Raw genomic sequence first — 23,977 nt, 5'->3', positions numbered from 1 at the left:
AAACCTACCAACTGTTCAAAAACCCATTTTCTTATTTATGAATTTTCGCGTCTCCTGCCTTACTTCAACACTACTCGCAACGCTACTACTGGGCGCCTGTTCCAGCGCACCCACTCAACAATCTACCCCTACACAGGCTATCGTAAACCAGTCTGAGGAAACTGCCACGGAAGCGCGTTTTAGCCAAAACCTCCAGCAATTACTTACCCAAGTTGCCCAAACCCAAGGCATACCTTTCTCAACCCTTGAGACGGGCTTTGTAGATGCTAGAACAATTCCATCCATTCGAAAATTAGTGTTACCCCCATCGGGCAGCTTTAAGAAGAATTGGGTGGCTTATCGCAAACGATTTATTGAGCCAATTCGACTCAAAGCAGGTAAGGCCTTTTGGGATCAAAACCAGGCATTTTTAAGCAAGGTTGAACAGGAATCCGGAGTCCCAGCTGAGGTGATTGTGGCCATTATTGGCATTGAGACCATATATGGGCGCCAAACTGGGAGCTTTCGGGTGAAAGATGTGCTCTCAACCCTCGCCTTTAGCTACCCAGATACCCCCAACAAAGCGAGTCGCGAACAGCTCTTTAAGGATCAGCTGCAGGAGTTAATTCTCCTGTGCTGGTCAGAGGCCGGTGGAACCCTACCAGCAAAAAATAGCAATCAGGACTTGAGCTCTTCCCGCTTTAATAGCTGCCTTAATCAAAATAGCTCCTATGCAGGCGCCATTGGATTACCCCAATTCATGCCAAGCAGCATTCGTAGCTTTGCAATTGATGGGGATGGTGATGGTCGCATCGACCTCAGGCAAAGCCCTAAAGATGCCATTTCCAGCGTGGCTAACTTTATGCGTCAGCATGGCTGGCAACCGGGTATGCCGATTTACTTCCCAGTACAAGAGGGGGCAGTCGGTGAAGCAAGAGCACTTGCTGATGGTGAACCTCAACTGAAATACACAATCCAAGATCTCATTGGAAAAGGTATTTTGACCAAAGATCAAGGCGATCTACAGGCGGGTGGCGTTGAACTCCAAAGCAAAGCACTCATCGTTGACCTTCCCTACCCCGATAAGGATGGCAGTGATCAAGTGCGCTATGTAGTGGGTCTCAATAACTTCCTAACGATTGTGCAATACAACCGCAGCTACTTTTACGCACAAAGTGTTGCCGAGTTTGCAGAAGCTCTGGGATATAAAAACCAAAGCGTGGTGCCAGCCAAAGTCAGCACCAAAGAAGTAAAGTCAACCGAGCCAGTAAAAGCCAAGCCCAAGAAAGCTGCTAACAAGAAAAAGTTGAAGCAGACGTAAATGGCTCCAGCCCTGTTATTACTTAAGCTGGAAAAACTCCAGTGGAGAGATAGCGATCACCACGGTCACAAACAATAAAGACAATCGTTGCGTTTTCTACCTGGCGAGCGATTCGCAAAGCAACCACTAAGGCGCCACCTGCCGAGATACCACAGAAGATGCCTTCTTCGGCAGCTAGTCTACGGGCCATCTCTTCAGCATCTGCCTGAGTCACGAACTCAATACGATCCACCTTATCGCTCTGATAAATCTTCGGTAGATACTCAGGAGCCCATTTACGAATACCAGGGATCTGTGAGCCTTCTTCTGGTTGTGCGCCAATTATCTGAATATCTGGATTCATGGACTTCAGATAAGTGGAGACTCCAGTAATCGTTCCCGTTGTACCCATCGCTGAAATAAAGTGAGTTACCTGCCCATCGGTATCGCGCCAGATTTCTGGTCCAGTGGTCTCAATATGAGCACGAGGGTTATCTGGATTGGCAAATTGATCAAGTAGTCTTCCGCGACCTTCTTTTTGCAACTGCAAGGCATAGTCACGCGCAAATTCCATACCGCCAGAAGCTGCCGTCAGAATTAACTCTGCTCCATAGGCAGCCATACTTTGCCTGCGTTCAATACTTTGATTTTCAGGCATCACTAAAACCATCTTATAGCCCAACATGGCAGCAGTCATTGCCAAGGCGATTCCAGTATTGCCGCTGGTAGCTTCAATCAGGGTGTCGCCAGGTTTAATTTCGCCACGCTCTTGCGCTCGCAGAATCATGGATAGCGCAGGTCGGTCTTTCACCGACCCCGCTGGATTATTACCCTCCAACTTTCCTAAGATCAGATTATTTTTGGAATCGTTTTCAGCGCCAGGAATGCGTTGCAGACGAACCAGGGGTGTATTACCCACGGTCTGTGAGATAGTTAAGTAAGAAGGTGTGCTCATGTAACCATTTTAGCCATAAGCGGACCTAGACATAATAGGGCTTAATTTCGGCGATTTGGCCCCGTACGATCTGGATTATTGCGAGAATTGCTTTGACCACGCGAACCGCGTGTACCAGAGCTGCGCCCTCCTTGTTGGCGCGGTTATGTGGCTCACAAAAAGAACTGGGTGCCTTAATGGTTAAACCGTTATCCACCATCTTTTCCACAGATTTCATACCAATGCCACGCACCCGCTTTTGCAAATTATTGACATCTTGAAAATGCCCGCCATCCAAACGCTCGGCAATAATGGTTTTTTCTTTGGAGGGGCCGATGCCCTTAATACCCTCTAACTCAGATTGAGTGGCGGTATTGACATTAACCAGAGCGGCAGCTGACAATCCAGAAACCGCAAGTAACACTGAAAATACCAAGTACTTTAATAATTAATTCATTCGATCTCCATCAGTTAATAAAAAATCCACCAACACAGAGTGCAGGTGGATCAGTTATAACGAATGGAGATGGGGATTTTTGACCCAATCATTTAGGCGACAAACAAATCGGTAAATACCTACTCAGCCAATGATTCCCTTTAAACCGGTATAGATAGAAACAGCGGTGGTTCCGAGCGCAACAATAGTTCCGCCATATTCCTGCAGGCTCTTCATCACACCATGAAGACTGCCTGGGGAAATTCTGCCCTCACCTAACCCGCTAACAACCGCCTTAAGAAAGGGATTAATCAATGCTGTACGCAAATGCCTCTGTTGGCTTGCATAGGCAACACCGCCTAAAAGCATCCCAGTTAAAAAACTAAAGGCAATACTTGCTGAGTACTCCAGAACCTCACGCCATTCAAATGCATTCTGTGGCCAGATTGGAGAGCCGTCTATCAAGGTGGTCATCCAACTCATGCCAATGACAGAGCTAATTGCTAAAAATACTACCCCCATAAACCAAGGAAATAATTTCCGAGGAGCACCCCTAAATAGGAGGTAACCAAAAGGCAAAGGTAGCACCATTGAAATCAATCTCAAATACAAAGGCTTGGTGTCATAAACAATCGTGATTAATCCATGCGCAGCCAATAGGAGCAAAAGGGGGATGCCGATATATACAACAACATCCAACAGGGATAAAGCAAGACTCCTTGGCTCTGCGTGCTTTTGCGCCTGCTCATCTAGCAATAACTGTAATTCAGCAATGCGATGCTCATAGGCATCTTGATTGGGAATCTCTTCAATGCGTCTTTCTAGCTCTGCTACCTTGGCCATCATTGGCTTGAATAGATAGAGATCCCGGGTGCAAACCTTACAAACTGTTGCTTCTTCAGAAACCTCAGAGAGACAGTATGGGCAATTCATTACTTAATAACATTCAAAGTAAATACAGAATTTGTTTCTCGCCCATCATTATCTTTAACCGTCACGCGAATAGTGTGCGCACCAGGCGGAACATCCGCTTTCGCAAAATCAATTCCTTGAGCTGAGATTGCACCCTTTAAACGAGGGGTAAGATCGACAAAGGGGGATTTCATATAAACCACCTTAACCGAGCTCGGGTCAATCTTGCCCTCGCCACGCGCCTCAAAGTTAACCTTGAAATCAATTGGGGAGGCAACCGGAGTGTCAGCCTCAGGCGAAACCATCTTCACAGAAGGTCCACGAGAAATTCCACGCGTCGCTAAAGTGCCAGAGGCTGCAGGTAAGGCGGCTTCTTTTGCGCTAATGAGCTGGGCTGAGTTTGCTACGGATGTAGCTAGCATTAAGCTAGCAACTAATATAATTCGAGTCAGTTTCATAATGATTCCAAAATAGGGAAATTGCTAATAGGTAGATATTAAATCAATCTCCGACCACTACAAATGGCGCCCAGAATAGCGGGTGTGCATAGGAGTATTTCATGGTTGCACCTTCCTTCATACCGCCTTGGTCAATCTGATTGAGCATCGCCTGCTTCAATGCCTCTGACTTAGTAAGCCCTTGAGTTTGTTGTTGTCGCTTAAATAGGTCCGTCATCAGCTGTCTTGATGCCACAGAATCCACAGGCCAATTAGAAACCAATATTGCTCTGGCACCAGCAAAGAAAAAGGCTCTACCCAAACCAGATACTGCCTCGGACCCCGAACCTTCTCCCGCAGCAGTATTGCAAGCGGATAGAACTACCCAATCAGCATCTAATCTCAATGCAATAACTTTATCCATGGTCAGCAAACCATCATCTTGATCCCCCGTCACCTCGGGGGAGGACATTGCAAGTGCAGGCTGAGTTAGACCATTAAGCTCTCCAGGCACTAAACCGTGAGTTGAAAACATAATGACCTTGCGATCAGACAAATCCATGGTTGTCACTTGCTTCACGCTCGCTTGCTTATGCAAAAAGATATCGCTTGACTGAGCCCCAACTACCTTAGCAATTTCCTCAATTTCTAAACTAGTATCAGGTAAACGCGGTAGAAGGGCCAACTCTGCAGAGCTTACGCCCGCAGTCTTAGGTGCACTTCTTAACTTCAAGGGTATGCCGCGCGTAGCCAACTGAGTTGCGCCAGTCTTTTGAGCGCTCTTTTCTTGAGAGCCACTAAAGTATGGATCGCCAAATCCAACAAAACTCTTTCGATTGGGATTGCCTTCTGGAAGACTTCTCAATGCAGTCAATGCCGTAACTGAAGGAACTTGAGCCACTGCAATTTCCCTTGTAAGCCATGGCACTGTTTTATACCCAGCAAAGGCTACGGCTCCTCCCTTTGTAGGCTGACTTGTTGCTTGAGTGACTAGCAGTGATATTGGCAACTGACCAAGCTCTGCATGGGGTACAACCAACATGACTTTTTTACCCTTAAAGCCTGACTCTACTGGTGCCAAAATCTCCTGATAAAGCTTATATGCCAGCGCTACATCAAATGGAGGAATTTCATCGATTGTTGAAACTCCAGGATCGAGCGCTTTACGTAGCTGAGACACCTCTTTTGCCATCTGTTTTCGACCAATAGACAGTTGGGAGAATTGCGGAGTACCTTGCTTACTAATGGCCCATACATAGCCGACGTTTTCAGCAAAATACCAAGACACTAAAACTTCGTCAGACTTCAATAATCGTTGGGTGCGCTCAATAGTAGCCGGCTTAGGCTCTACCAGTTCCGCATACTCAGGAAATTTTTTCTCAATATCTTTTTTAAGTGACTCACGCTGTGATTGAAAGGCATCAATATCAGCACGCAACTTTCCCTGCACGGCAGGCAATTGCTGGTCAGGTGAAGCTGAGCGCAGTCCTGTTAGCAATTCAGATAGCGTATTAATTCTTCTTTGTAAATCCTGCTCTTGCCTTGCAAGACTGGCCAATTGAGGATCCTTAATAGTTGCTCGAGCGGCACTTGCCGTCAGCGCCCTCTGGACTCCACTACCTCTCGCAATATCGGCTACTTGGAAAGCTTGTGCTGCAGCCAATGGAGCCTGAGATGGATCATTCTTAGAAACATGGGCTAATAACGCTAAATAGCTTTCCAGTAAGAATGTCATGCGTTGCTGTTGCTTGATACTGGTTGTATCATTTTCAGCATCATTGCGAGCTTGATCAATCAAAATGGGTATAGAGAATTTATATGATGCATCTGCCTCCGACCACTTACCCTCAGTCTGCAAACTTGCAGCCTCAAATGCTCGTACCATTGCTAGACGCGGTGAATTTTTATCAGAAGATAATTCAAGCCTCTTAAGCATTGCGCTGGACATTTCAAATGCTTGGCTAGACTTACCAGTCTTTAGCATCGCCAAAACCCAATCAAGATCACCGAACTGATAGCTTTTTGCCATTTCAGGATCAGTTTTAATTGCGGTGGCCATCTCTTCAAAAACCTGATTAGCCTCGGCATATTTTCCATCCGCCACTAGCGCAGATCCAAGCGACCTTTGGGCCAAAGCAAGCGTACCGTTGGCACCTGTTGCGCCAGCAGCTTTAACAGTACTCAACGCTACTTTAGATAGCAGTACAGCCTCAGGGTATCTTCCCTGCTCATTAACAATAACAGCAAGGCTTCGAAGACCACGTCCAACTTCAATTGAATTGGAGCCAAAACTTGATAATGAAAGCGTTATTGACTTGCGTGCGTAGAACTCAGCGTCAATCAATTTTCGCTGTCTCAACAGAACATTGGCTAAATTTAACTCTCTATTTGAGATTTGAGTAATGTAGATACGGGGGTTATTTGAAGAATCCGTTGAAGAGCGAGTTTCGTCCCCCACAACGTCTATTTTATTGGCACTATTCTTAACCTTGTCATACTGCGCCTCAAGTAAATGCAGTGTTTTTCTTAATGAACGTTCACTCTCAACCCACTGCCCCTGACTTGAAAAATAAATACCTCGAGCGCTTTCATATGAAGCCTCCCACATTGAGCCATAGGTGGTAAAGCCACGAGCCCTCCTCAGGCTATTGAGAGTATTTTCTAATGTCTCGAGGGATTTTTTTGCAGCTTCAAAATTTCCAGAATTTGCATAATAAGAAGTAAGTAATCTGCCCATAGTCATTTGATACCCACTCGAATTTGGTAACGCACTAAGCTGGTAAGCTTGGGCGCGCTGAATATGGGTAATTGCTGTGGACTGGTTTCCAATGGAGCTCTCAAGCACACTGAGCCCAATTAAATCTTCCAGATGGAACTTCGGATTAGTAGATGGATGTTTATTAACCGCCATTTCCATGCTTTTTAGAGCTTCGTTAGTATTACCAAGATCTTCGAAAGCGGCGGAACGCCTTCTATAAAAATGATTAAGCTCCTCATTGTCCTGGTTAGTTGGTGCAGGTATGGCGACTATTTTCTTTGCCCGCTCGACGACAGCTAAATCTGGTTTTGTTTGCTCAACTAACCTGAGAATATCTTTTACATCTCTAGGGGGCGCCTTGATACTCTCAATATCAAGCTCATCTTTGATTGGAGCCGCAAAGGAATAGTTTGCAACAAATAAAATGTTGCACGACAGCAATAGTGTTGAAATAATTACCAGTTTGCGCATAGGAAGTATCCTAGTTTGTATCAGCAATATAGTAGCCCACAAACCTCAGGCAGATGGCACTCCAAGCTTGGTAGCTGAGCTAGCAAGCCCATGGAATCAGTTTTTTAACTTATTAATTGCCCGCCAGAGGGTTTGCCAAGAAACCCGCATTAGCTTCAAGCCAAGCTATATAACGACTGACGCCCTGCTCTACATTTAGGAAGGGTTCTGTATAACCAGCAGAACGCAGTTTTGTTAAATCAGCCTGAGTGAAGCACTGGTACTTCCCTTTGAGCGCATCCGGAAATGGAATGTACTCAATGGCTTTTTCTTTAACTAATTCTTCTAAGCTAGCAGGATTCGCTTTGTCAATACTGCGCATGGCATTAGCCACTGCATGGGCAACATCATTAAAGGGTTGTGCGCAACCACTACCGAGATTGAAGATGCCGCTAATTTCTGGATGATCCAAGAAAAAGAGATTTACTTTAACTACATCTTCCACCGAGACAAAGTCACGACTTTGCTCGCCTGCAGCATAACCACCGTATTCGCCAAAGAGTTTTACCTTGCCGCTGGCTTTGTACTGGTGGTATTGATGAAAGGCTACTGAAGCCATACGACCTTTGTGTGATTCACGAGGACCATACACATTGAAATAACGAAAGCCAACCACTTGCGCGGCATTTGCATTTTCAGCAAAGCGCTTACGCATGACTTGGTCAAATAAGAACTTCGAGTAACCGTAAATATTCAGTGGCTTCTCATGCTCACGACTCTCAATGAATACATCTGAGCCACCGTAGGTTGCTGCAGAAGAGGCATATAACAGTTGTACTTTTTGTTCGGTACAAATATCGAGCAAATCCATGGTGTAACGGAAATTATTCGCCATCATAAAGATGCCGTCAGTTTCCATAGTGTCGGAGCATGCCCCCTCATGAAACACTGCTCGCACCTTACCGAAACGACCACTTTTAAATGCCTCTAGAAACTCATCTTTATCAAGATAGTCGATGATGTCTAAATCAGCTAGATTTCGATACTTATCTGCAGGACGCAAATCATCTACAGCGATAATATTTTTCTCACCACGGGCATTAAGCGCCTGAACAATATTAGCGCCGATAAATCCAGCGGCGCCCGTTACGATAATCGTCATTGCAATTCCTCAGAAGTAACGGTGGCAGTACCTAACTTGCCAACCACGATGCCACCAGCGCGATTAGCCAAAGCCATCGCTCTTTCTAATGGCCACTTAGCCGCCAATGCCACCGCGAGCGTACCAATCACAGTATCCCCCGCTCCAGAGACGTCAAATACTTCGCGTGCCTGAGCCTTAACATGACTAACGCCTGCCTCAGTAAACAAACTCATACCCTCTTCAGAGCGAGTCAAAAGCAAAGCCTCTAGATCTAGGGATCGACGCAAGTCTTGCACTCTCTTAGTTAAATCATCTTCACTGGTCCATTGGCCAACTACTTGACGCAATTCACTTCGGTTTGGTGTGAGTACAGTTGCGCCACGATATTTAGCGTAGTCATCGCCCTTAGGGTCAACCAGAATCATTTTCTTTTGGGCTCTAGCCTGCTCAATCATCAAAGCAACTTGACCCAATGCGCCTTTGCCATAGTCCGACAAAATCACGACGTCAGCATCGCCAATGAGCTTTTCATAACGCTCCAATTTATGCGCCAAGGCTGCCTCACTGGGAGCCTCTTCAAAGTCCAAACGAATCAATTGCTGCTGTCTTGCAATCACCCGCAATTTCACAATGGTAGGCACGTTGCCATCCACTTCAAGCTGGCTATCAACACCACTGGATTTAAGCAACTCAGAGACGCGGCGACCTGCTTCGTCATCGCCAATCACACCCAAGATAGTCGTTTTTGCACCGAGGGCCGCTACGTTACGAGCCACGTTTGCGGCACCGCCCAGGCGCTCATCAATCTTACCTACCTGAACCACTGGAACAGGGGCCTCAGGAGAGATGCGATTGGTATCACCAAACCAATAGCGATCGAGCATAACGTCGCCCACTACTAATAAGCGGGCTTTAGAAAATTGTTCTCGGTTAGCTTTTTCCACGGGGTACTAATCTCTCTTAAAAACTCTTCTATGTGTTTTGTTAATTATGACGACCAATACCTTGGTACTCAATACCTAATTCTTGCATAGCTTGTGGCTCATACAAGTTGCGGCCATCAAAGATAACGGAGTTCTTGAGTTTGGCTTTCAGAAGATCAAAGTCAGGGCTACGGAAGGCTTTCCACTCCGTCACGATTACCAAAGCGTCGGCCTGATCTACTGCAGCCATAGGATCTTCAACCATAGAGACTTTGCTCAAACCCTCAGGATTGTCCTTAAAGTCGAGATCAAAGCAATGCTGAGCTTCTGGCATGGCTACAGGGTCATAGGCTACTACTCGTGCGCCCCGCTTCACTAATTCTTGAATAATCACACGACTAGGGGCTTCACGCATATCGTCCGTATTGGGTTTAAAAGCAAGTCCCCATATAGCGAACTTCTTACCTGATAGGTCTTTTCCAAAGCGTTTTTCAATCTTCTCAACCAAGATATATTTTTGCGCCTCGTTAACTGCTTCCACGGCATCCAGGATCTTCAGATCACGGCCATGCTCAATCGCGGTCTTGGATAAAGCTGAAACATCCTTTGGAAAGCATGAACCGCCATACCCTGTGCCAGAGTAAAGAAAGCCATAACCAATGCGGGAGTCTGAGCCAATGCCTTGACGAACAGCTTCAATATCAGCACCAACCAAGTCCGCTAGATTCGCCAATTCGTTCATAAATGAGATACGAGTGGCTAACATCGCGTTAGCGGCGTATTTAGTGAGCTCGGCACTTTTCACATCCATGTAATAGGTGCGCTCATGATGGCGATTAAAGGGGGCATAGAGTTTTCGCATCTGCTCTTTAGCGCGCAATCCTGCAGGGGTACTTTGCGTACCAATCACAATGCGATCTGGGCGCATAAAGTCTTCAACGGCAGCGCCTTCTTTAAGGAACTCAGGATTAGAGACCACCGAGCACAGCTCTGGTGAGAGACCTCTCTTAGTTAGTTCTTCAGCAATAGCAGCAGAGACCTTATCAGCGGTGCCTACTGGCACAGTGGATTTATCCACAATCACTTTAGGGGTGGTCATATGGCGACCAATATTGCGAGCTGCCGCTACTACGTATTGCAAATCTGCTGAGCCATCTTCATCAGGCGGGGTACCGACAGCGATAAATTGAATATCTCCATGGGCAACAGAGGCGGCAATGTCGGTAGAGAACTCCAAGCGACCAGCGGCGCGGTTGCGCTCAATCATCTCCTTAAGGCCAGGCTCATAGATAGGAACGCCGCCAGAATTGAGAATGGCAATCTTTTTAGGATCGATGTCAACGCAAAAGACGTTATTGCCCTGCTCTGCTAGGCAGGCACCAGTAACAAGGCCAACGTATCCACTTCCAATGATGGTGACTTTCAAAATATCTCCAAATATCTATTTACTTCAATACCATCATTAAAAAACTATTTGATGACGGTTTAGTTAACTTATTGAGTGAGTTTATTTACATCGATGGGCCACTAGGCACCGCACCCTCACTACGCCTTGGGGAATAAGCCTCCCAATGATTGCAACCGGGGCACTGCCAATAAAAGCGTCGTGCCCGGAATCCACAGTTACCGCAGGTATAGCGAGCCAAACTCGTAGTTCTTTGCTTTAATAAACTCAAAGTCGCCTGTAAATCAGACACTCTTTCTGGCGTACCATTGCTTTCCGCCAAAGCTAAACGGGTCTCCGCCAACTTCGAGAGTGCACTCAAGCTAGGTGAATGCTGCATTACCTCAACTAACATCACTTCAGCGGCTTGAGCTCCACGAATTCGAGTCATATGCTTTTGCACGATATCGAGCAACTCACCAGAGGCCTGTGTTTTTAACAGCTCACACAGAGCACTCAAGCCTACGTCAGCTTTATCCAATGCGGCATGCGCCACCATCCAACGGTCAGCAAGCAGATGCATATACGCGGGATGGGTTTTTGCAATAACACTCCAGGCCTCAATTGCTTTAGCTGGACGATCCATCGCCATCAAATAATCACCCTGCAAAATCAATGCACGTGCATGATTGGGCACTGCTTGTAAGGCTGATTGAACAGATTGCTCAACTTGGGGCAGGTCCTTACGATGTAGAGCCTCTTGACCAAGCTCACAATGAAACTGTGCAATTTCTGTGTGATGCGACTTGCCCTGCAAACCTGCTAACTCACTTGCAGCAATGATCGCCTTCGTCCAATCTCGCTCAATTTGATACATCTCAAGCAGACTCTCTTTGGCGGGCGCCGCAAATTTGCCCTCGCCCACGCGATTTAAAGAAGCTTCAGCACGATCCAATAAACCCGCACGCAAAAAATCGCGGCCTAACTCATAAGCAGCATGATCACGATCGCGCGGTTTTAAATCATCACGATTCGCTAAATGTTGGTGCACTCGAATCGCACGCTCAGTTTCACCACGACGACGGAATAAATTACCCAAAGCAAAATGTAATTCAATGGTTTCAGGATCAAGCTGGGCAATTTTGACTAAAGCTTCAATCGCTTGATCTGGCTGCTCATTCAATAAAAGGCTTAAGCCTTTGAATGTAGAGCGTTGCTGACGCATCCGCTCACGCTCATCCATGCGGTTCTCAAGACGCAAATCCCAGCGCGAGGCTAGCCAGCCAATACCAAACATAATGGGGAGTAAAAGCAGCCATGATGTTGCAATCTGAATCATGATGTGCAGAGCTTAAATAAAAAAATGGCCCGAACGGACCACTGGGTATGCGCTATGTGACTATGCACCAGAACCCTCTTTAGGGCTCGCTTGCTTTAAAGGCTTGTAATCAACACGCTCACGTAATTCTTTGCCAGGCTTAAAGTGCGGCACCCGTTTTTCTGGGATCAATACTTTCTCACCAGATTTTGGGTTGCGGCCAGTACGCGCAGGACGATGATGCAAAACAAAACTGCCAACACCACGCAACTCAATACGCTTGCCTTCAGCTAAAGCTTGAGTCATTGTGTCCAGCAATGTTTTTATTGCTAACTCCACATCTCTAGGAAGTAGCTGGGGAAACTGTTCCGCCAAGCTCTCCACGAGTTCGGAGCGAGTAATTGCTTGTTGCTCTTGATCTGACATGTCTATCAATAAAAAACCGCCGCTCCCCTAATGGAAAGCGGCGATATTGATTTAGCCTTGATTGTCCAACTTCGCTTTTAACAAAGCACCCAAGTTGGTCGTGCCGGACTGCGCATCACCTTGGAGCTTGCTCATAGCGTCTTGTTGGTCAGAGCTGTCTTTAGCTTTGATTGAAAGATTGATTACGCGTGACTTACGATCAATGTTGATGATCATTGCAGTTACGCTATCGCCTTCTTTCAATACATTGCGTGCATCTTCAACGCGATCTGTTGAGATCTCAGAAGCACGCAAGTAAGCCTCAACTTCATCAGCCAAGTGAATCGTTGCACCCTTGGCATCAACAGCCTTCACAGTGCCAGTTACAAGACTACCCTTGTCACTTACAGATGTGTAGTTATTGAATGGGTCACCAGACAATTGCTTGATACCGAGAGAGATACGCTCTTTCTCAACATCAATGGCCAATACAGTAGCTTCAACTTCGTCGCCTTTTTTGTATCTCTTAACAGCTTCTTCGCCTGGCTCATTCCATGAAAGGTCTGAGAGGTGAACTAAACCGTCGATACCGCCAGGCAAGCCAATGAACACACCAAAGTCAGTAATAGACTTAATTGCGCCAGTTAACTTGTCGCCTTTTTGTTGGCCACGTGAGAACTCTTCCCATGGGTTTGCTTTGCACTGCTTGATGCCCAAGCTGATACGGCGCTTGTCTTCATCAATGTCCAGAACCATTACTTCAACTTCAGTTCCTAGTGCAGTAGCTTTGCTTGGAGCAACGTTCTTGTTGGTCCAGTCCATCTCTGAAACGTGTACCAAACCTTCAATACCGGACTCGATCTCAACGAACGCGCCGTAATCAGTCAGGTTGGTTACTTTGCCGAATAAACGGGTGTTCGGTGGGTAACGACGAGCGATACCAACCCATGGATCATCACCAAGCTGTTTCACGCCGAGTGAAACACGGTTCTTCTCTTGGTCGAACTTCAAAATCTTCGCAGTAACTTCTTGACCAACAGTCAACATCTCGCTTGGGTGACGCACACGACGCCATGCCAAATCGGTAATGTGCAAGAGGCCATCGATACCACCGAGGTCCACGAACGCGCCGTAGTCAGTGATGTTCTTGACGATACCCTGAACAACGCTACCTTCTTTGAGGTTAGACATCAACTTCGCGCGCTCTTCACCTTGGCTAGCTTCAACAACTGCACGACGTGACAACACTACGTTGTTACGCTTACGGTCAAGCTTGATAACCTTGAATTCCATGGTCTTGCCCTCGTAAGGGCTAGTGTCTTTAATTGGACGTGTATCAACGAGTGATCCAGGCAAGAATGCGCGGATACCGTTAACCATCACAGTCAAGCCACCTTTAACCTTACCGGTAACAGTACCAGTAACGATCTCAGCTTGCTCGAGTGCTTTCTCCAAGTTCATCCATGATGCCAAGCGTTTCGCTTTGTCACGGGAAAGGATTGTGTCGCCATAGCCGTTCTCAAGAGCGTCAATAGCAACAGAAACGAAATCGCCAGGAGCTACTTCAATCTCGCCAGCGTCGTTATGGAATTCTTCAACAGGAATAAACGCTTCAGACTTTAAGCCAGCGTTAACAACGACGAAGTTATGGTCGATGCGAAGGACTTCAGCCGAAATAACTTGGCCGGTCTTCATATTCGATCGAGTTAATGATTCTTCAAATAATTCTGCAAATGATTCAGACATTTATATATTCACTTTGTGCCGTCAGAAGGCCCGACGGGTTAGGTTAAAAAAGCCCCAAGAAATACGCTAAATTAGATAATCGCGTTGTAGAGTTCCTTAAGACACCAAAACTACTGCTACTGCTTTTTACTACTCACCAATAAATTAAGCTGCTTTTGATTGATACCAATCTAAAACCGTCTTAACTGCTTGATCTATCGATAATTCCGATGTTTCTAGCACTTTGGCGCCTTCTGCAACTAGCAAAGGTGCAGTGCCTCGACTACTGTCTCTGGCATCGCGCTCCTGCAAATCATGCAACAAGTCGGCTAGTTTAACAGAAATTCCCTTAGCTATCAATTGCTTATACCGCCGTTCGGCCCTAGCTTCTGCTGTCGCCGTCAAGAAAACCTTCAGCACCGCATCGGGAAATATTACGCTCGCCATATCCCGACCATCCGCAACCAAGCCTGGAATGGTGCGAAAACTATGCTGAACCCCTACCAAAGCCTGCCTAACCTCGGGATGCACTGCAATCGCGGAGGCACGCAAGCCAATACTTTCGGTACGGATGACTTCAGTGACATCTTCAGAATTGAGCAAAATTTGGCCATTTTTGAAGGAAATCACCAGATTTGTGGCCAAAATACCCAGTTCTGGGCCATTTTTGGGGTCAATTGATGCTTTTTGACTCCCCAAGGCGACCAAGCGATAAAGTGCCCCACTATCCAGATAATGAAAACCCAGCTTTTCAGCCACCAAGGAGGCTACGGTCCCTTTGCCAGAGGCAGTAGGTCCATCAATCGCGATGACTGGAGGCAGGTTCATTGAGCTCAATGGATCCTAGACTACGATCTTTGCAAACTCGGCAAAGTAGCTTGGGAAGGTTTTAGCGACGCAATGAGGATCATTAATCTGTAAAGCATTTGGGCCAAAAGCCGCCAATGAAAAACACATTGCCATGCGATGGTCATCGTATGTATCAATACCTTCACTTGGAGACTTCCAATCACTCAGAGATTTTGGCGCTTGGACAACGATGTAGTCAGCACCCTCTTCAACAATAGCGCCGACTTTTTTTAACTCTTTAGCCATCGCCGCAATACGATCTGTTTCTTTAACGCGCCAGCTCGCAATATTGTTTAAGCGGGTTGGGCCTTCGGCAAACAAAGCAGCGACTGCTAACGTCATGGCTGCATCGGGAATTTCCGTGCAATCAATCGTAATGCCATTGAGTTTGCCATTGGCGTTCTTCACGCCAGCAACTTCAATCCAATCTTCACCAGACGAAATCTTGGCACCCATCAAGGCTAACGCATCAGCAAAAGCCACATCACCCTGGATGCTGTCGCTACCAACGCCAAGAACACGAACCGGGCCAGCGCCAATCGCGCCCAGGGCCAAGAAATAAGATGCGGAGGAAGCATCGCCTTCAACAGATAAAGTGCCGGGGCTTTGATAAACCACATCCGATGTTTTTGAGGGAATAACAAAGGTCTGCGCATCTGGACACGCAACCTGCACACCAAAGCGCGCCATTAGCTTGAGCGTGATCTCAATGTAGGGACGAGAAATCAACTCACCAATCACTACAATCTTGACTGGATCTTTTGCTACTAATGGCAAAGCCATTAAGAGCGCAGTAAGGAACTGACTAGAAACATCGCCGCGCACCTTAACGACATCTTGAATTGCAATATCTGCGGCAGAAATTTTGATTGGCGGATAACCCTCTTCAAGCTCGTAGTCAATCTTTGCACCCACTTGACGCAAGCCGTCGACCAAATCACGAATAGGGCGTTCGTGCATGCGTGGCACACCAGATAGACGGTAATTACCACCCTGCATAGCCAGTGCTGCAGTTAAAGGTCGAATTGCCGTGCCTGCATTTCCCATAAAGAGATCTGCATCCTGCACAGGGAATTTACCGCCGCAACCTTCAACTACGCAAACTTTATTTTCTTGATCAGTTACTTTTAAGCCGAGCTGACGCAAGGCAATGCGCATGATCTGTGTATCGTCGGCATCCAGCAAGTTTTTGAGAGTAGTTGTTCCAGTAGAGAGCGCTGCTAATAACAAAGCGCGATTCGAAATACTCTTTGACCCTGGCAAAACAATGGAGCCTTGAGCTTTCTTAAATGGACCAATCTGAATATCTGGAATTCCACTCATCAAAGCACATCCAAATCTTGACGTGCTTTGCTTGCTTTATCAAATAACTTCTCTAAGCCAGCACCGTCATTCTCAGCAATCAATTTACGCATGTGATTGACGATAAGCAAATATTGATCGAGCTCTTTCAAAACTGCAGTGCGATTACCCAGGCAAATATCCCGCCACATTTCTGGACTTGAGGCAGCAATGCGCGTGAAATCTTTAAAGCCTGCGCCTACATGACTGAGTTTTTGATCGGCATCTTCGGAGTTCACAACGCTAGCCATCAGCGCATAAGAAAGAATATGTGGCAAATGCGATACGGCGGCATAAATAGCATCATGTTGCACGTTGGATATTTTTTTCACAACAGATCCAACAGACTGCCAAAAGCCTTCGATTAAATCAGTGTCCTGCGGGGAGTTTTCTTGTAAAGGGCAAAGAATCGTTTGCTTACCCTCAAACAAATCCGCTTTAGCGGCGCTCGCACCATGTTGTGCGCCACCCGCAATAGGATGAGCGGGCACAAACTGACAGGCTTTCTTACCCAATATTTCCTTGGCAGCCAAGATCACATCACCTTTTGTGCTGCCCGCATCGGTAATCATGGTTCGGGATTCAAGATGAGGTTCGATCACCTCAAAGGCTGCCCTCATTTGCGCGACCGGCACACACAACACAATCACGTCAGATCGTTTGGCTGCCTCGACCAAATCCACTACACCATCAATCGCACCCATCTTGAGGGCTTGATCCAGATTTTCTACGCTACGGCCCACGCCCAACACTTTATTAACAACACCAGCTTTTTTTAGAGCTAGTCCTAGAGAGGCGCCAATCAAACCAACTCCAACAATGGTGACGGTACCGAAATTACTAGATGGATTAAAGATGGCCATTGGAGTATTGAATTTGTGTATTTACTGTGGAATTACTGATGCGCCAAAATATCTTTAAGGGCATTAATAAAGGTGGCATTTTCTTCAGGCAATCCAATTGAAATTCGCAGCCACTGTGGCAAACCATAATTTCCGACTGGGCGAACAATGATGCCGCGCTTGAGCAACTCCAAATTAATGCGAGCGCCAGCACCATCATCATCACCAACTTTCACCAGCACAAAGTTGCCGGCAGAAGGTAAGTAGGTCAGACTAAGCTCATCGAAGGCTTGGGTTAATTGAGCAAATCCTGCACGGTTTAGCTCAAAGCCTTGCTGCAAAAAATCGGAGTCCTGAAAAGCAGCAATTGCTGCAGCTTGCGCAAGGCTATTCACATTAAATGGCTGACGAATGCGATTGAGTAAATCTGTCAATGCAGGCTGGGCCACACCATAACCAATACGCAGTCCTGCTAATCCATAGGCTTTGGAGAAGCTACGTGACAAAATCATATTCGGAAAGCGCTTCACCCAGGAAATAGCGTCATAGCGCTGCTCAGGAGTGAGGTACTCGTTGTAGGCTTCATCCAATACCACCACCACATGCGATGGCAATGCCATCAGAAATTCTTCAATCTCTTTTGCAGTCAAGTAACTGCCAGTGGGATTATTTGGGTTAGCAACAAAGACTAGCTTTGCCTTATCACCAGAAGCCTTAACAGCCTCTAGCATCGCCGGCAAATCGTGGCCGTAATCATTGGTAGCAGCAACTTCAACTGCCTTAGCGCCAACAGCCTGAGTTGCAAGTGGGTAAACAGCAAAAGCGTGTTTAGAAAAGATGATTTCATCGCCAGACTGAGCAACTGCGCGCGCCGCCAGCTCCAAAATATCGTTACTACCATTGCCCAGGGTGATCCAATCTGTGGGAACGCCTAAACGTGCAGACAACACATTCTTCAGTTCAAAGCCATTGGAATCTGGATAGCGGCCTAGGTCACTGGCAGCTTTGAGCATCGCCTCTTGAGCAGACTTTGGCATACCCAATGGATTTTCATTGGAAGCCAACTTCACAATCTTGCTTTCATCTAGGCCATATTCGCGGGCGACCTCGCTAATAGGTCGGCCACCGACATAAGGTGCTATTGCATGAATGTGTTTTAAACCAATCTTAGAGCTCATGCTGAATGGGGGTATGAACCAAGGTTTTTATAAAAGGCGGCAGTCGTTTTTAACTCTTCCAATGCCTTAGAAACTTTTGCATCTTCTGCATGACCAGCTACATCGATATAAAAGTGATACTCCCAGGTTCCCTTGCGCGCAGGACGAGACTCAAAACGATTCATTGAAACGCCATGTTTAGCGAGAGGCTCTAGCAAGCGATAAACAGCGCCCGGCTGGTTATCCACCGAAAGGACTAAAGATGTTTGATCTTTGCCGGTAGGCTGGCATTCATAAGTGCCGACGACCACAAAACGGGTGCGGTTGTGAGGATCATCCTGAATCTCTGCGGCAACTGCTTGCAGGCCGTAAGCCTCTTGCGCCGGATCGCCTGCAATCGCAGCCAAGGTAGGATCGCTTGCCACCATGCGAGCAGCCTCGGCATTACTGCTCACTGCCTGGCGCTTGAGTTGGGGAGCATGCAAACTCAACCATTGCTGACATTGCGCCAAAGCCTGAGCATGAGCACAAACTGTAGTCACACCATCCAAGCTTCCGCTTTTAGTTAAAAGATGGTGACGAATCGGCAAGACTACTTCGCCACTAATGCGCATGGATGAATCTAATAGCAAATCCAAGGTTCTGGAAATCGCACCTTCACTTGAGTTTTCAACAGGGACAACACCAAACTGTGCCGCACCCTTCTCAACAGCTTTAAAGACTTCATCAATGCTATTGCAAGGCAAGCCTGCAATCGAATGACCAAAATAAGTTTGTGCAGCCTGCTCTGAAAATGTACCAACAGGTCCGAGGTAAGCAATCGTCTGACGCGCTTCTAGGGCTCTACAAGCAGACATCACTTCTCGCCAAATTGCAGCTATGCCATCAGGCAGCAATGGACCCTTGCTGAGTTCTTGCAAGCGTGCGACAACTTGACGCTCGCGCTCTGGCCTAAAGACTGGCGATGAAAAACCGCCCTTAATGTGGCCAACCTCTTGAGCTGCTTTGGCACGCTGAGTCAGTAAATCTAAAATCTGCAAATCCAGTGTATCGATCTTGTCGCGGATGGGCGCTAAGCGCTGTTCTTCAGTACTCATTAGGCACGCCTTTCAAAGTCACGCATAAATTCCACTAACGCTTTGACGCCCTCAAGTGGCATTGCGTTGTAAATACTGGCACGCATACCGCCAGCGGCCTTATGACCACGTAATGCAACTAAACCTGCGGCATTGGATTTCGCCAAGAACTCTGCATTCAGAGCGTCATCTTTCAAGAAGAAAGTTACATTCATTCTGGAGCGATATTCTTTGGTCACGCGATTCTCATACAGACTACTTTGATCCAAGAAGTTGTAGAGCAAAGCTGCTTTTTCTTGATTGCACTTCTCAATGGCCTTTACTCCACCCTGCTTGAGTAACCACTTAAATCCAAGGCCAGCCATGTAAATAGCAAATGTCGGTGGAGTGTTCAACATTGATTGATTGGCTGCCTGCTTAGCCCAATCCCAAATTGAAGGTGTGATTTTCATGCTGTGGCCCATCAAATCCTTACGCACGATGACGATTGTTACACCCGATGGACCAATATTTTTCTGGGCACCACCAAACCAAACGCCACATTTTGTGACATCCATTTCTCTTGAAAGAATATTGCTAGAGATATCAGCAACTAAAAGTTTGCCATTGACATCAGGTACGTCTGGAAACTCTACGCCACCAATGGTTTCATTGGCGCAGTAATGCACATAGGCAGCATCATCAGAGAGTTGCCAAGTTGATCTTGGTGGAATCGTATTAAATTTTTCCGCTGCAGAAGATGCTGCTAGATGTGCAACACCGTACTTATCCGCCTCTTTAAAAGATTTTTCAGACCAAATACCGGTGACTAAAAAATCGGCTTTAGGGCCATTCTTGCCAAGACCCATGAGATTCATCGGAATTGCCGCATTCTGGCCAAGGCCACCACCTTGAAGTAGCAAGATCTCGTAAGACTCAGGGATGTTCATCAAAGTGCGCAAATCTTGCAACACTTCCTCATAAAGAGCCATGAACTCTTTGCCGCGGTGACTAACCTCCATCACGCTGGCGCCTAGGCCCTGCCAATTCAACATCTCTGCAGCAGCCTGCTTCAATACCTCTTCGGGTACGGTAGCAGGCCCCGCAGCGAAATTAAAAATGCGGCGGTCAAACGTCATGATGAGTTAATTAACCTTGAATGAATGCCAATTAGGCATCACCAGCTTCATCAACATTAGAGTCAACAACTGGATCAGCGGAGACGTCACCGCCCTCTTCACCATCATTCTCATCATCGGAATCGCTTTCAGCAATCCGTTGCAGACCAGATAAGCGCGTACCTTCATCAACGTTGATCAAGGTGACGCCCTGTGTAGCGCGCCCCATCTCACGAATTTCTGAAACCCGCGTACGAACCAAGATACCGCCAGTAGTGATCAACATAATTTGATCTTCAGGAGACACCAATGAGGCAGCAACCACTTTACCGTTCCGCTCAGTTGTCTGAATCGCAATCATGCCTTTGGTGCCGCGACCGTGACGGGTGTATTCACCAATCGGAGTGCGCTTACCAAAACCATTTTCAGTTGCAGTCAATACGCTACTCGGAATAGCAAGGCCATTCGCGTCAACTACCGCTGCCTCGGCGCCTTCCGTAGCTTCAGCAGCTGGAGCAACTAACATGGCGATCACTTGATGACCCTCACCCAAGTTCATACCACGCACACCGCGCGCTGTACGACCCATTGGACGAACATCATTCTCATCAAAACGCACTGCTTTACCAGCATCAGAGAACAACATCACGTCATGCTGACCATCAGTTATAGCTGCGCCAACTAAGAAGTCATTCTCATTCAAGTCAACCGCAATAATTCCAGCCTTACGTGGATTGGAGAAATCAGACAAGCGAGTCTTCTTCACTGTGCCCAAGCTCGTTGCCATAAAGACGTACTGATCATCCTGATACCCCTTAATCGGGAGAATCACTGTGATCTTTTCACCCTCAATTAATGGGAACATATTGACGATTGGCTTACCGCGTGAGTTACGACTACCTTGTGGAACTTCCCATACTTTGAGCCAATACATACGGCCGCGATCAGAGAAACACAAGATGATGTCGTGAGTATTTGCAACGAAGAGTGTTTCAATCCAATCTTCATTCTTAGTGGCTGCAGCTTGTTTGCCACGCCCTCCACGCTTTTGCGCACGGTATTCACTCAGAGGCTGGCTCTTCATGTAACCCGTGTTTGAAAGTGTGACCACCATATCTTGCGGTGTAATCAAATCTTCTGTGAACAACTCGGTTGCATTTATTTCAATGAATGAACGACGACCACTATCGCCGCCAGCAATACCAAATTCCGCTTGAACTTCTTTCAACTCAGACTCAATCACTTGAGTAACGCGTTCTGGCTTAGCAAGTAAGTCGAGTAAGTCAGAAATCTCTGTCATCACATCTTTGTACTCATTCACAATCTTGTCTTGCTCAAGGCCAGTCAAGCGTTGCAAACGCATCTGCAAAATTTCTTGCGCTTGGCTATCGGATAAGCGATACAAGCCAGTGGTTTGCATGCCGTACTCTGGCAACAAACCTTCTGGGCGATAAGCATTGCGACCGCCCGGAGTATCCGTCTCAGCACGCGCCAACATCTCGCGCACCATAGAAGAGTCCCATGCCTTGCTCATTAATTCTTGTTTAGCAATCACTGGATTTGGAGCAGCTTTAATGAGGGCAATAAATTCATCAATGTTTGCCAATGCAACAGCCAAACCTTCTAAGACATGACCACGCTCACGCGCTTTGCGTAATTCAAAAATCGTGCGACGTGTGACTACCTCGCGACGATGCTGCAAGAAGTACTCGAGCATCTGCTTCAAATTCAACAGGCGCGGTTGGTTATCCACCAAAGCCACCATGTTCATACCGAAGTTATCTTGTAGCTGAGTACTCTTATAGAGATTGTTCAATACGACCTCAGGCACTTCACCGCGCTTGAGTTCAATCACTACGCGCATACCTGACTTATCAGACTCGTCGCGCAGGTCAGAGATACCCTCAACTTTTTTCTCATTCACCAACTCGGCAATACGCTCAAGCAAATTCTTTTTGTTTACTTGATATGGCAACTCATCAACGATGATCGACTGACGCGCACCTTTATCCAGATCTTCAAAGTGCGTTTTGGCACGCATCACTACACGGCCACGGCCAGTGCGATAGCCCTCACGGACCCCTTGAACACCATAAATAATGCCGGCGGTGGGGAAATCCGGTGCAGGAATGATCTCAATCAACTCATCAATCGTGCATTCTGGGTTGTGCAGAACATGCAAACAGGCTGTAATCACCTCATCCAAGTTATGGGGAGGGATATTCGTTGCCATACCCACAGCAATGCCTGAACTACCGTTAATCAGCAAATTAGGTACTTTTGCAGGAAGAATCAGGGGTTCTTGCTCGCTACCATCGTAGTTTGGCCCGAAATCGACGGTCTCTTTGTCCAAATCAGCCAATAACTCATGGGCAATCTTGCGCAGACGGATCTCGGTATACCGCATTGCAGCAGCGTTATCGCCGTCTACAGAGCCAAAGTTCCCCTGTCCGTCAATCAACATATAGCGCAAAGAGAAATCCTGAGCCATTCGAACAATGGTGTCATACACCGCAGAATCGCCGTGTGGATGGTATTTACCGATCACATCGCCAACTATGCGGGCAGATTTTTTGTAAGCTCGGTTCCAATCGTTGTTTAATTCATACATCGCGAATAAGACCCGGCGATGAACCGGTTTTAGGCCGTCACGTACGTCTGGCAGGGCTCTGCCGACAATGACGCTCATTGCGTAGTCCAAATAGGACCGCCGCATTTCGTCTTCTAGGGATATTGGTAGTGTTTCTTTAGCGGCTTGTTCCATTTAGAAATAATATCATTTTGATGACTGATAGCCCCTATGCTAAGATTCTGTCAGTTTGTACGAAATTGAGATGTGTCGCTTTGCAGTTTTTTTGCTTCAAGGTAGGGCGAATTACATTTAAGTTTGACTTTAATTAAAAAAGAGATTTTTGAGGACTAAAAATGAACAAAACCCTAAAAGTGTTGCTCGCATCTGTTGTTACCGTTTCTGCATCTGCAGCAATGGCTTCCGATAACTGGGAAAACAGCGCTGGCTTAAACTGGAAAAACGGCGACGGCACATTGTGCTGGCGTGATAACAACTGGACACCTGCAACTGCTGCTGCAAATTGCGATGGCTGGTTGGCTCCTAAAGCTGCTGCTCCTGGCATTAGCCAAAGCAAGATCACTTTGCAAGCTGACACACTTTATGACTTCGACAAAGCTACATTGAAGCCAGAAGGTCAAGCTACTTTGGACAAAATTGCTAAAGACTTAAGCAAAATCAAATTAGAAGTAATTATTGCTGTTGGTAACACTGATAGCGTTGGTACTGATGCTTACAACATGGCTCTCGGCCAACGTCGTGCACAGTCCGTTAAAGCTTACCTAGTAAGCAAAGGTGTTGACGGTAGCCGTATTTACACAGAATCAAAAGGCAAGAGCAATCCAGTTGCATCCAATGCAACTGCTGAAGGCCGCGCTAAAAACCGCCGCACCGACATCGAAGTTGTTGGTACAGCTGCTGTTAAGTAATTCTTTTTACTT

Annotated in this window: 19 protein-coding genes and 1 pseudogene; 2 read left to right on the top strand and 18 right to left on the bottom strand. The window is 46.7% G+C overall.

All coding sequences use genetic code 11. The features are described from left to right. Positions 1-37 precede the first annotated feature (37 nt). Positions 38-1,300 (top strand): lytic murein transglycosylase, encoded by a 1,263-nt coding sequence (locus CBI30_RS04255; protein ID WP_088527086.1) that lies wholly within the window; start codon positions 38-40, stop codon positions 1,298-1,300. Between the two features lie 22 nt (positions 1,301-1,322). Here CBI30_RS04255 and cysM read toward each other — a convergent pair whose 3' ends face one another. The 18 genes and pseudogenes from cysM to gyrA form a co-directional block, all read right to left on the bottom strand. Then, entirely contained in the window at positions 1,323-2,234 is a 912-nt protein-coding gene (gene cysM, locus CBI30_RS04250) for a cysteine synthase CysM (RefSeq protein ID WP_088527085.1), read from the bottom strand. A 25-nt stretch (positions 2,235-2,259) separates the two neighbouring features. Beyond that, on the bottom strand, positions 2,260-2,649 hold the full coding sequence (locus CBI30_RS04245; RefSeq protein ID WP_240553494.1) for a ComEA family DNA-binding protein: 390 nt from the start codon (positions 2,647-2,649) through the stop codon (positions 2,260-2,262). Between the two features lie 144 nt (positions 2,650-2,793). Next, positions 2,794-3,582 carry a hypothetical protein gene (locus CBI30_RS04240; RefSeq protein WP_088527084.1) on the bottom strand — a complete coding sequence of 263 codons (789 nt, stop codon included), beginning with the start codon at positions 3,580-3,582 and terminating at the stop codon, positions 2,794-2,796. Continuing rightward, the gene (locus CBI30_RS04235; RefSeq protein WP_088527083.1) at positions 3,582-4,019 is read right to left on the bottom strand and encodes a hypothetical protein; all 438 of its coding nucleotides are present in this window, start codon (positions 4,017-4,019) and stop codon (positions 3,582-3,584) included. Before CBI30_RS04235 ends, CBI30_RS04240 begins: the two co-directional genes overlap by 1 nt. A 43-nt stretch (positions 4,020-4,062) precedes the next feature. Beyond that, entirely contained in the window at positions 4,063-7,227 is a 3,165-nt protein-coding gene (locus CBI30_RS04230) for a CHAT domain-containing protein (protein WP_088527082.1), read from the bottom strand. A gap of 112 nt (positions 7,228-7,339) precedes the next feature. Beyond that, positions 7,340-8,368 carry an ADP-glyceromanno-heptose 6-epimerase gene (gene rfaD, locus CBI30_RS04225; RefSeq protein WP_088527081.1) on the bottom strand — a complete coding sequence of 343 codons (1,029 nt, stop codon included), beginning with the start codon at positions 8,366-8,368 and terminating at the stop codon, positions 7,340-7,342. Further along, positions 8,365-9,294 (bottom strand): D-glycero-beta-D-manno-heptose-7-phosphate kinase, encoded by a 930-nt coding sequence (gene rfaE1, locus CBI30_RS04220; RefSeq protein ID WP_088527080.1) that lies wholly within the window; start codon positions 9,292-9,294, stop codon positions 8,365-8,367. Before rfaE1 ends, rfaD begins: the two co-directional genes overlap by 4 nt. A gap of 40 nt (positions 9,295-9,334) precedes the next feature. After that, entirely contained in the window at positions 9,335-10,699 is a 1,365-nt protein-coding gene (locus CBI30_RS04215) for a UDP-glucose dehydrogenase family protein (RefSeq protein WP_088527079.1), read from the bottom strand. 85 nt (positions 10,700-10,784) lie between these two features. Beyond that, positions 10,785-11,996, bottom strand: a complete 1,212-nt coding sequence (lapB, locus tag CBI30_RS04210) for a lipopolysaccharide assembly protein LapB (RefSeq protein WP_088527078.1) — start codon at positions 11,994-11,996, stop codon at positions 10,785-10,787. Positions 11,997-12,104: 108 nt separating this feature from the next. Next, a pseudogene (locus CBI30_RS04205) lies at positions 12,105-12,401 on the bottom strand (integration host factor subunit beta); the annotation flags it as partial. Positions 12,402-12,452: 51 nt separating this feature from the next. Beyond that, positions 12,453-14,126, bottom strand: coding sequence for a 30S ribosomal protein S1 (gene rpsA, locus CBI30_RS04200; protein WP_088527076.1), 1,674 nt, complete (start codon positions 14,124-14,126; stop codon positions 12,453-12,455). A gap of 144 nt (positions 14,127-14,270) precedes the next feature. Beyond that, positions 14,271-14,933, bottom strand: coding sequence for a (d)CMP kinase (gene cmk, locus CBI30_RS04195; RefSeq protein WP_088527075.1), 663 nt, complete (start codon positions 14,931-14,933; stop codon positions 14,271-14,273). A 15-nt stretch (positions 14,934-14,948) separates the two neighbouring features. Next, a complete protein-coding gene (gene aroA, locus CBI30_RS04190) occupies positions 14,949-16,277 on the bottom strand; it encodes a 3-phosphoshikimate 1-carboxyvinyltransferase (protein WP_420812041.1) in 1,329 nt (442 codons plus the stop codon). Then, positions 16,277-17,158 carry a prephenate dehydrogenase gene (locus tag CBI30_RS04185; protein WP_088527074.1) on the bottom strand — a complete coding sequence of 294 codons (882 nt, stop codon included), beginning with the start codon at positions 17,156-17,158 and terminating at the stop codon, positions 16,277-16,279. The genes aroA and CBI30_RS04185 overlap by 1 nt, the downstream gene beginning before the upstream one ends. 32 nt (positions 17,159-17,190) lie before the next feature. Then, positions 17,191-18,315, bottom strand: a complete 1,125-nt coding sequence (gene hisC / locus CBI30_RS04180; RefSeq protein ID WP_088527073.1) for a histidinol-phosphate transaminase — start codon at positions 18,313-18,315, stop codon at positions 17,191-17,193. Then, positions 18,312-19,391, bottom strand: coding sequence for a prephenate dehydratase (pheA, locus tag CBI30_RS04175; RefSeq protein ID WP_088527072.1), 1,080 nt, complete (start codon positions 19,389-19,391; stop codon positions 18,312-18,314). Before pheA ends, hisC begins: the two co-directional genes overlap by 4 nt. Then, complete coding sequence (gene serC / locus CBI30_RS04170) at positions 19,391-20,488, bottom strand: 3-phosphoserine/phosphohydroxythreonine transaminase (protein WP_088527071.1); 1,098 nt, start codon at positions 20,486-20,488, stop codon at positions 19,391-19,393. Before serC ends, pheA begins: the two co-directional genes overlap by 1 nt. A gap of 31 nt (positions 20,489-20,519) precedes the next feature. Beyond that, positions 20,520-23,231 (bottom strand): DNA gyrase subunit A, encoded by a 2,712-nt coding sequence (gene gyrA / locus CBI30_RS04165; RefSeq protein ID WP_088527070.1) that lies wholly within the window; start codon positions 23,229-23,231, stop codon positions 20,520-20,522. A 161-nt stretch (positions 23,232-23,392) separates the two neighbouring features. Between gyrA and ompA the strand changes: the two genes are divergently transcribed. Next, complete coding sequence (ompA, locus tag CBI30_RS04160) at positions 23,393-23,965, top strand: outer membrane protein OmpA (RefSeq protein ID WP_088527069.1); 573 nt, start codon at positions 23,393-23,395, stop codon at positions 23,963-23,965. The last annotated feature ends 12 nt before the right edge of the window (positions 23,966-23,977 follow it).

Source organism: Polynucleobacter aenigmaticus, assembly GCF_002206635.1.
GTDB classification, from domain to species: Bacteria; Pseudomonadota; Gammaproteobacteria; order Burkholderiales; family Burkholderiaceae; genus Polynucleobacter; species Polynucleobacter aenigmaticus.
The sequence above is the reverse complement of the archived record's forward strand: the minus strand, read 5'-3'. Positions and strand labels throughout refer to the sequence as shown.

Bases quoted from the DNA above. Each gene is read 5' to 3' on its own strand.
- CBI30_RS04255 (WP_088527086.1), top strand. From the start codon at position 38: ATGAATTTTCGCGTCTCCTGCCTTACTTCAACACTACTCGCAACGCTA.
- cysM (WP_088527085.1), bottom strand. From the start codon at position 2,234: ATGAGCACACCTTCTTACTTAACTATCTCACAGACCGTGGGTAATACA.
- CBI30_RS04240 (WP_088527084.1), bottom strand. From the start codon at position 3,582: ATGAATTGCCCATACTGTCTCTCTGAGGTTTCTGAAGAAGCAACAGTT.
- CBI30_RS04235 (WP_088527083.1), bottom strand. From the start codon at position 4,019: ATGAAACTGACTCGAATTATATTAGTTGCTAGCTTAATGCTAGCTACA.
- CBI30_RS04230 (WP_088527082.1), bottom strand. From the start codon at position 7,227: ATGCGCAAACTGGTAATTATTTCAACACTATTGCTGTCGTGCAACATT.
- rfaD (WP_088527081.1), bottom strand. From the start codon at position 8,368: ATGACGATTATCGTAACGGGCGCCGCTGGATTTATCGGCGCTAATATT.
- lapB (WP_088527078.1), bottom strand. From the start codon at position 11,996: ATGATTCAGATTGCAACATCATGGCTGCTTTTACTCCCCATTATGTTT.
- rpsA (WP_088527076.1), bottom strand. From the start codon at position 14,126: ATGTCTGAATCATTTGCAGAATTATTTGAAGAATCATTAACTCGATCG.
- cmk (WP_088527075.1), bottom strand. From the start codon at position 14,933: ATGAACCTGCCTCCAGTCATCGCGATTGATGGACCTACTGCCTCTGGC.
- aroA (WP_420812041.1), bottom strand. From the start codon at position 16,277: ATGAGTGGAATTCCAGATATTCAGATTGGTCCATTTAAGAAAGCTCAA.
- CBI30_RS04185 (WP_088527074.1), bottom strand. From the start codon at position 17,158: ATGGCCATCTTTAATCCATCTAGTAATTTCGGTACCGTCACCATTGTT.
- hisC (WP_088527073.1), bottom strand. From the start codon at position 18,315: ATGAGCTCTAAGATTGGTTTAAAACACATTCATGCAATAGCACCTTAT.
- pheA (WP_088527072.1), bottom strand. From the start codon at position 19,391: ATGAGTACTGAAGAACAGCGCTTAGCGCCCATCCGCGACAAGATCGAT.
- serC (WP_088527071.1), bottom strand. From the start codon at position 20,488: ATGACGTTTGACCGCCGCATTTTTAATTTCGCTGCGGGGCCTGCTACC.
- gyrA (WP_088527070.1), bottom strand. From the start codon at position 23,231: ATGGAACAAGCCGCTAAAGAAACACTACCAATATCCCTAGAAGACGAA.
- ompA (WP_088527069.1), top strand. From the start codon at position 23,393: ATGAACAAAACCCTAAAAGTGTTGCTCGCATCTGTTGTTACCGTTTCT.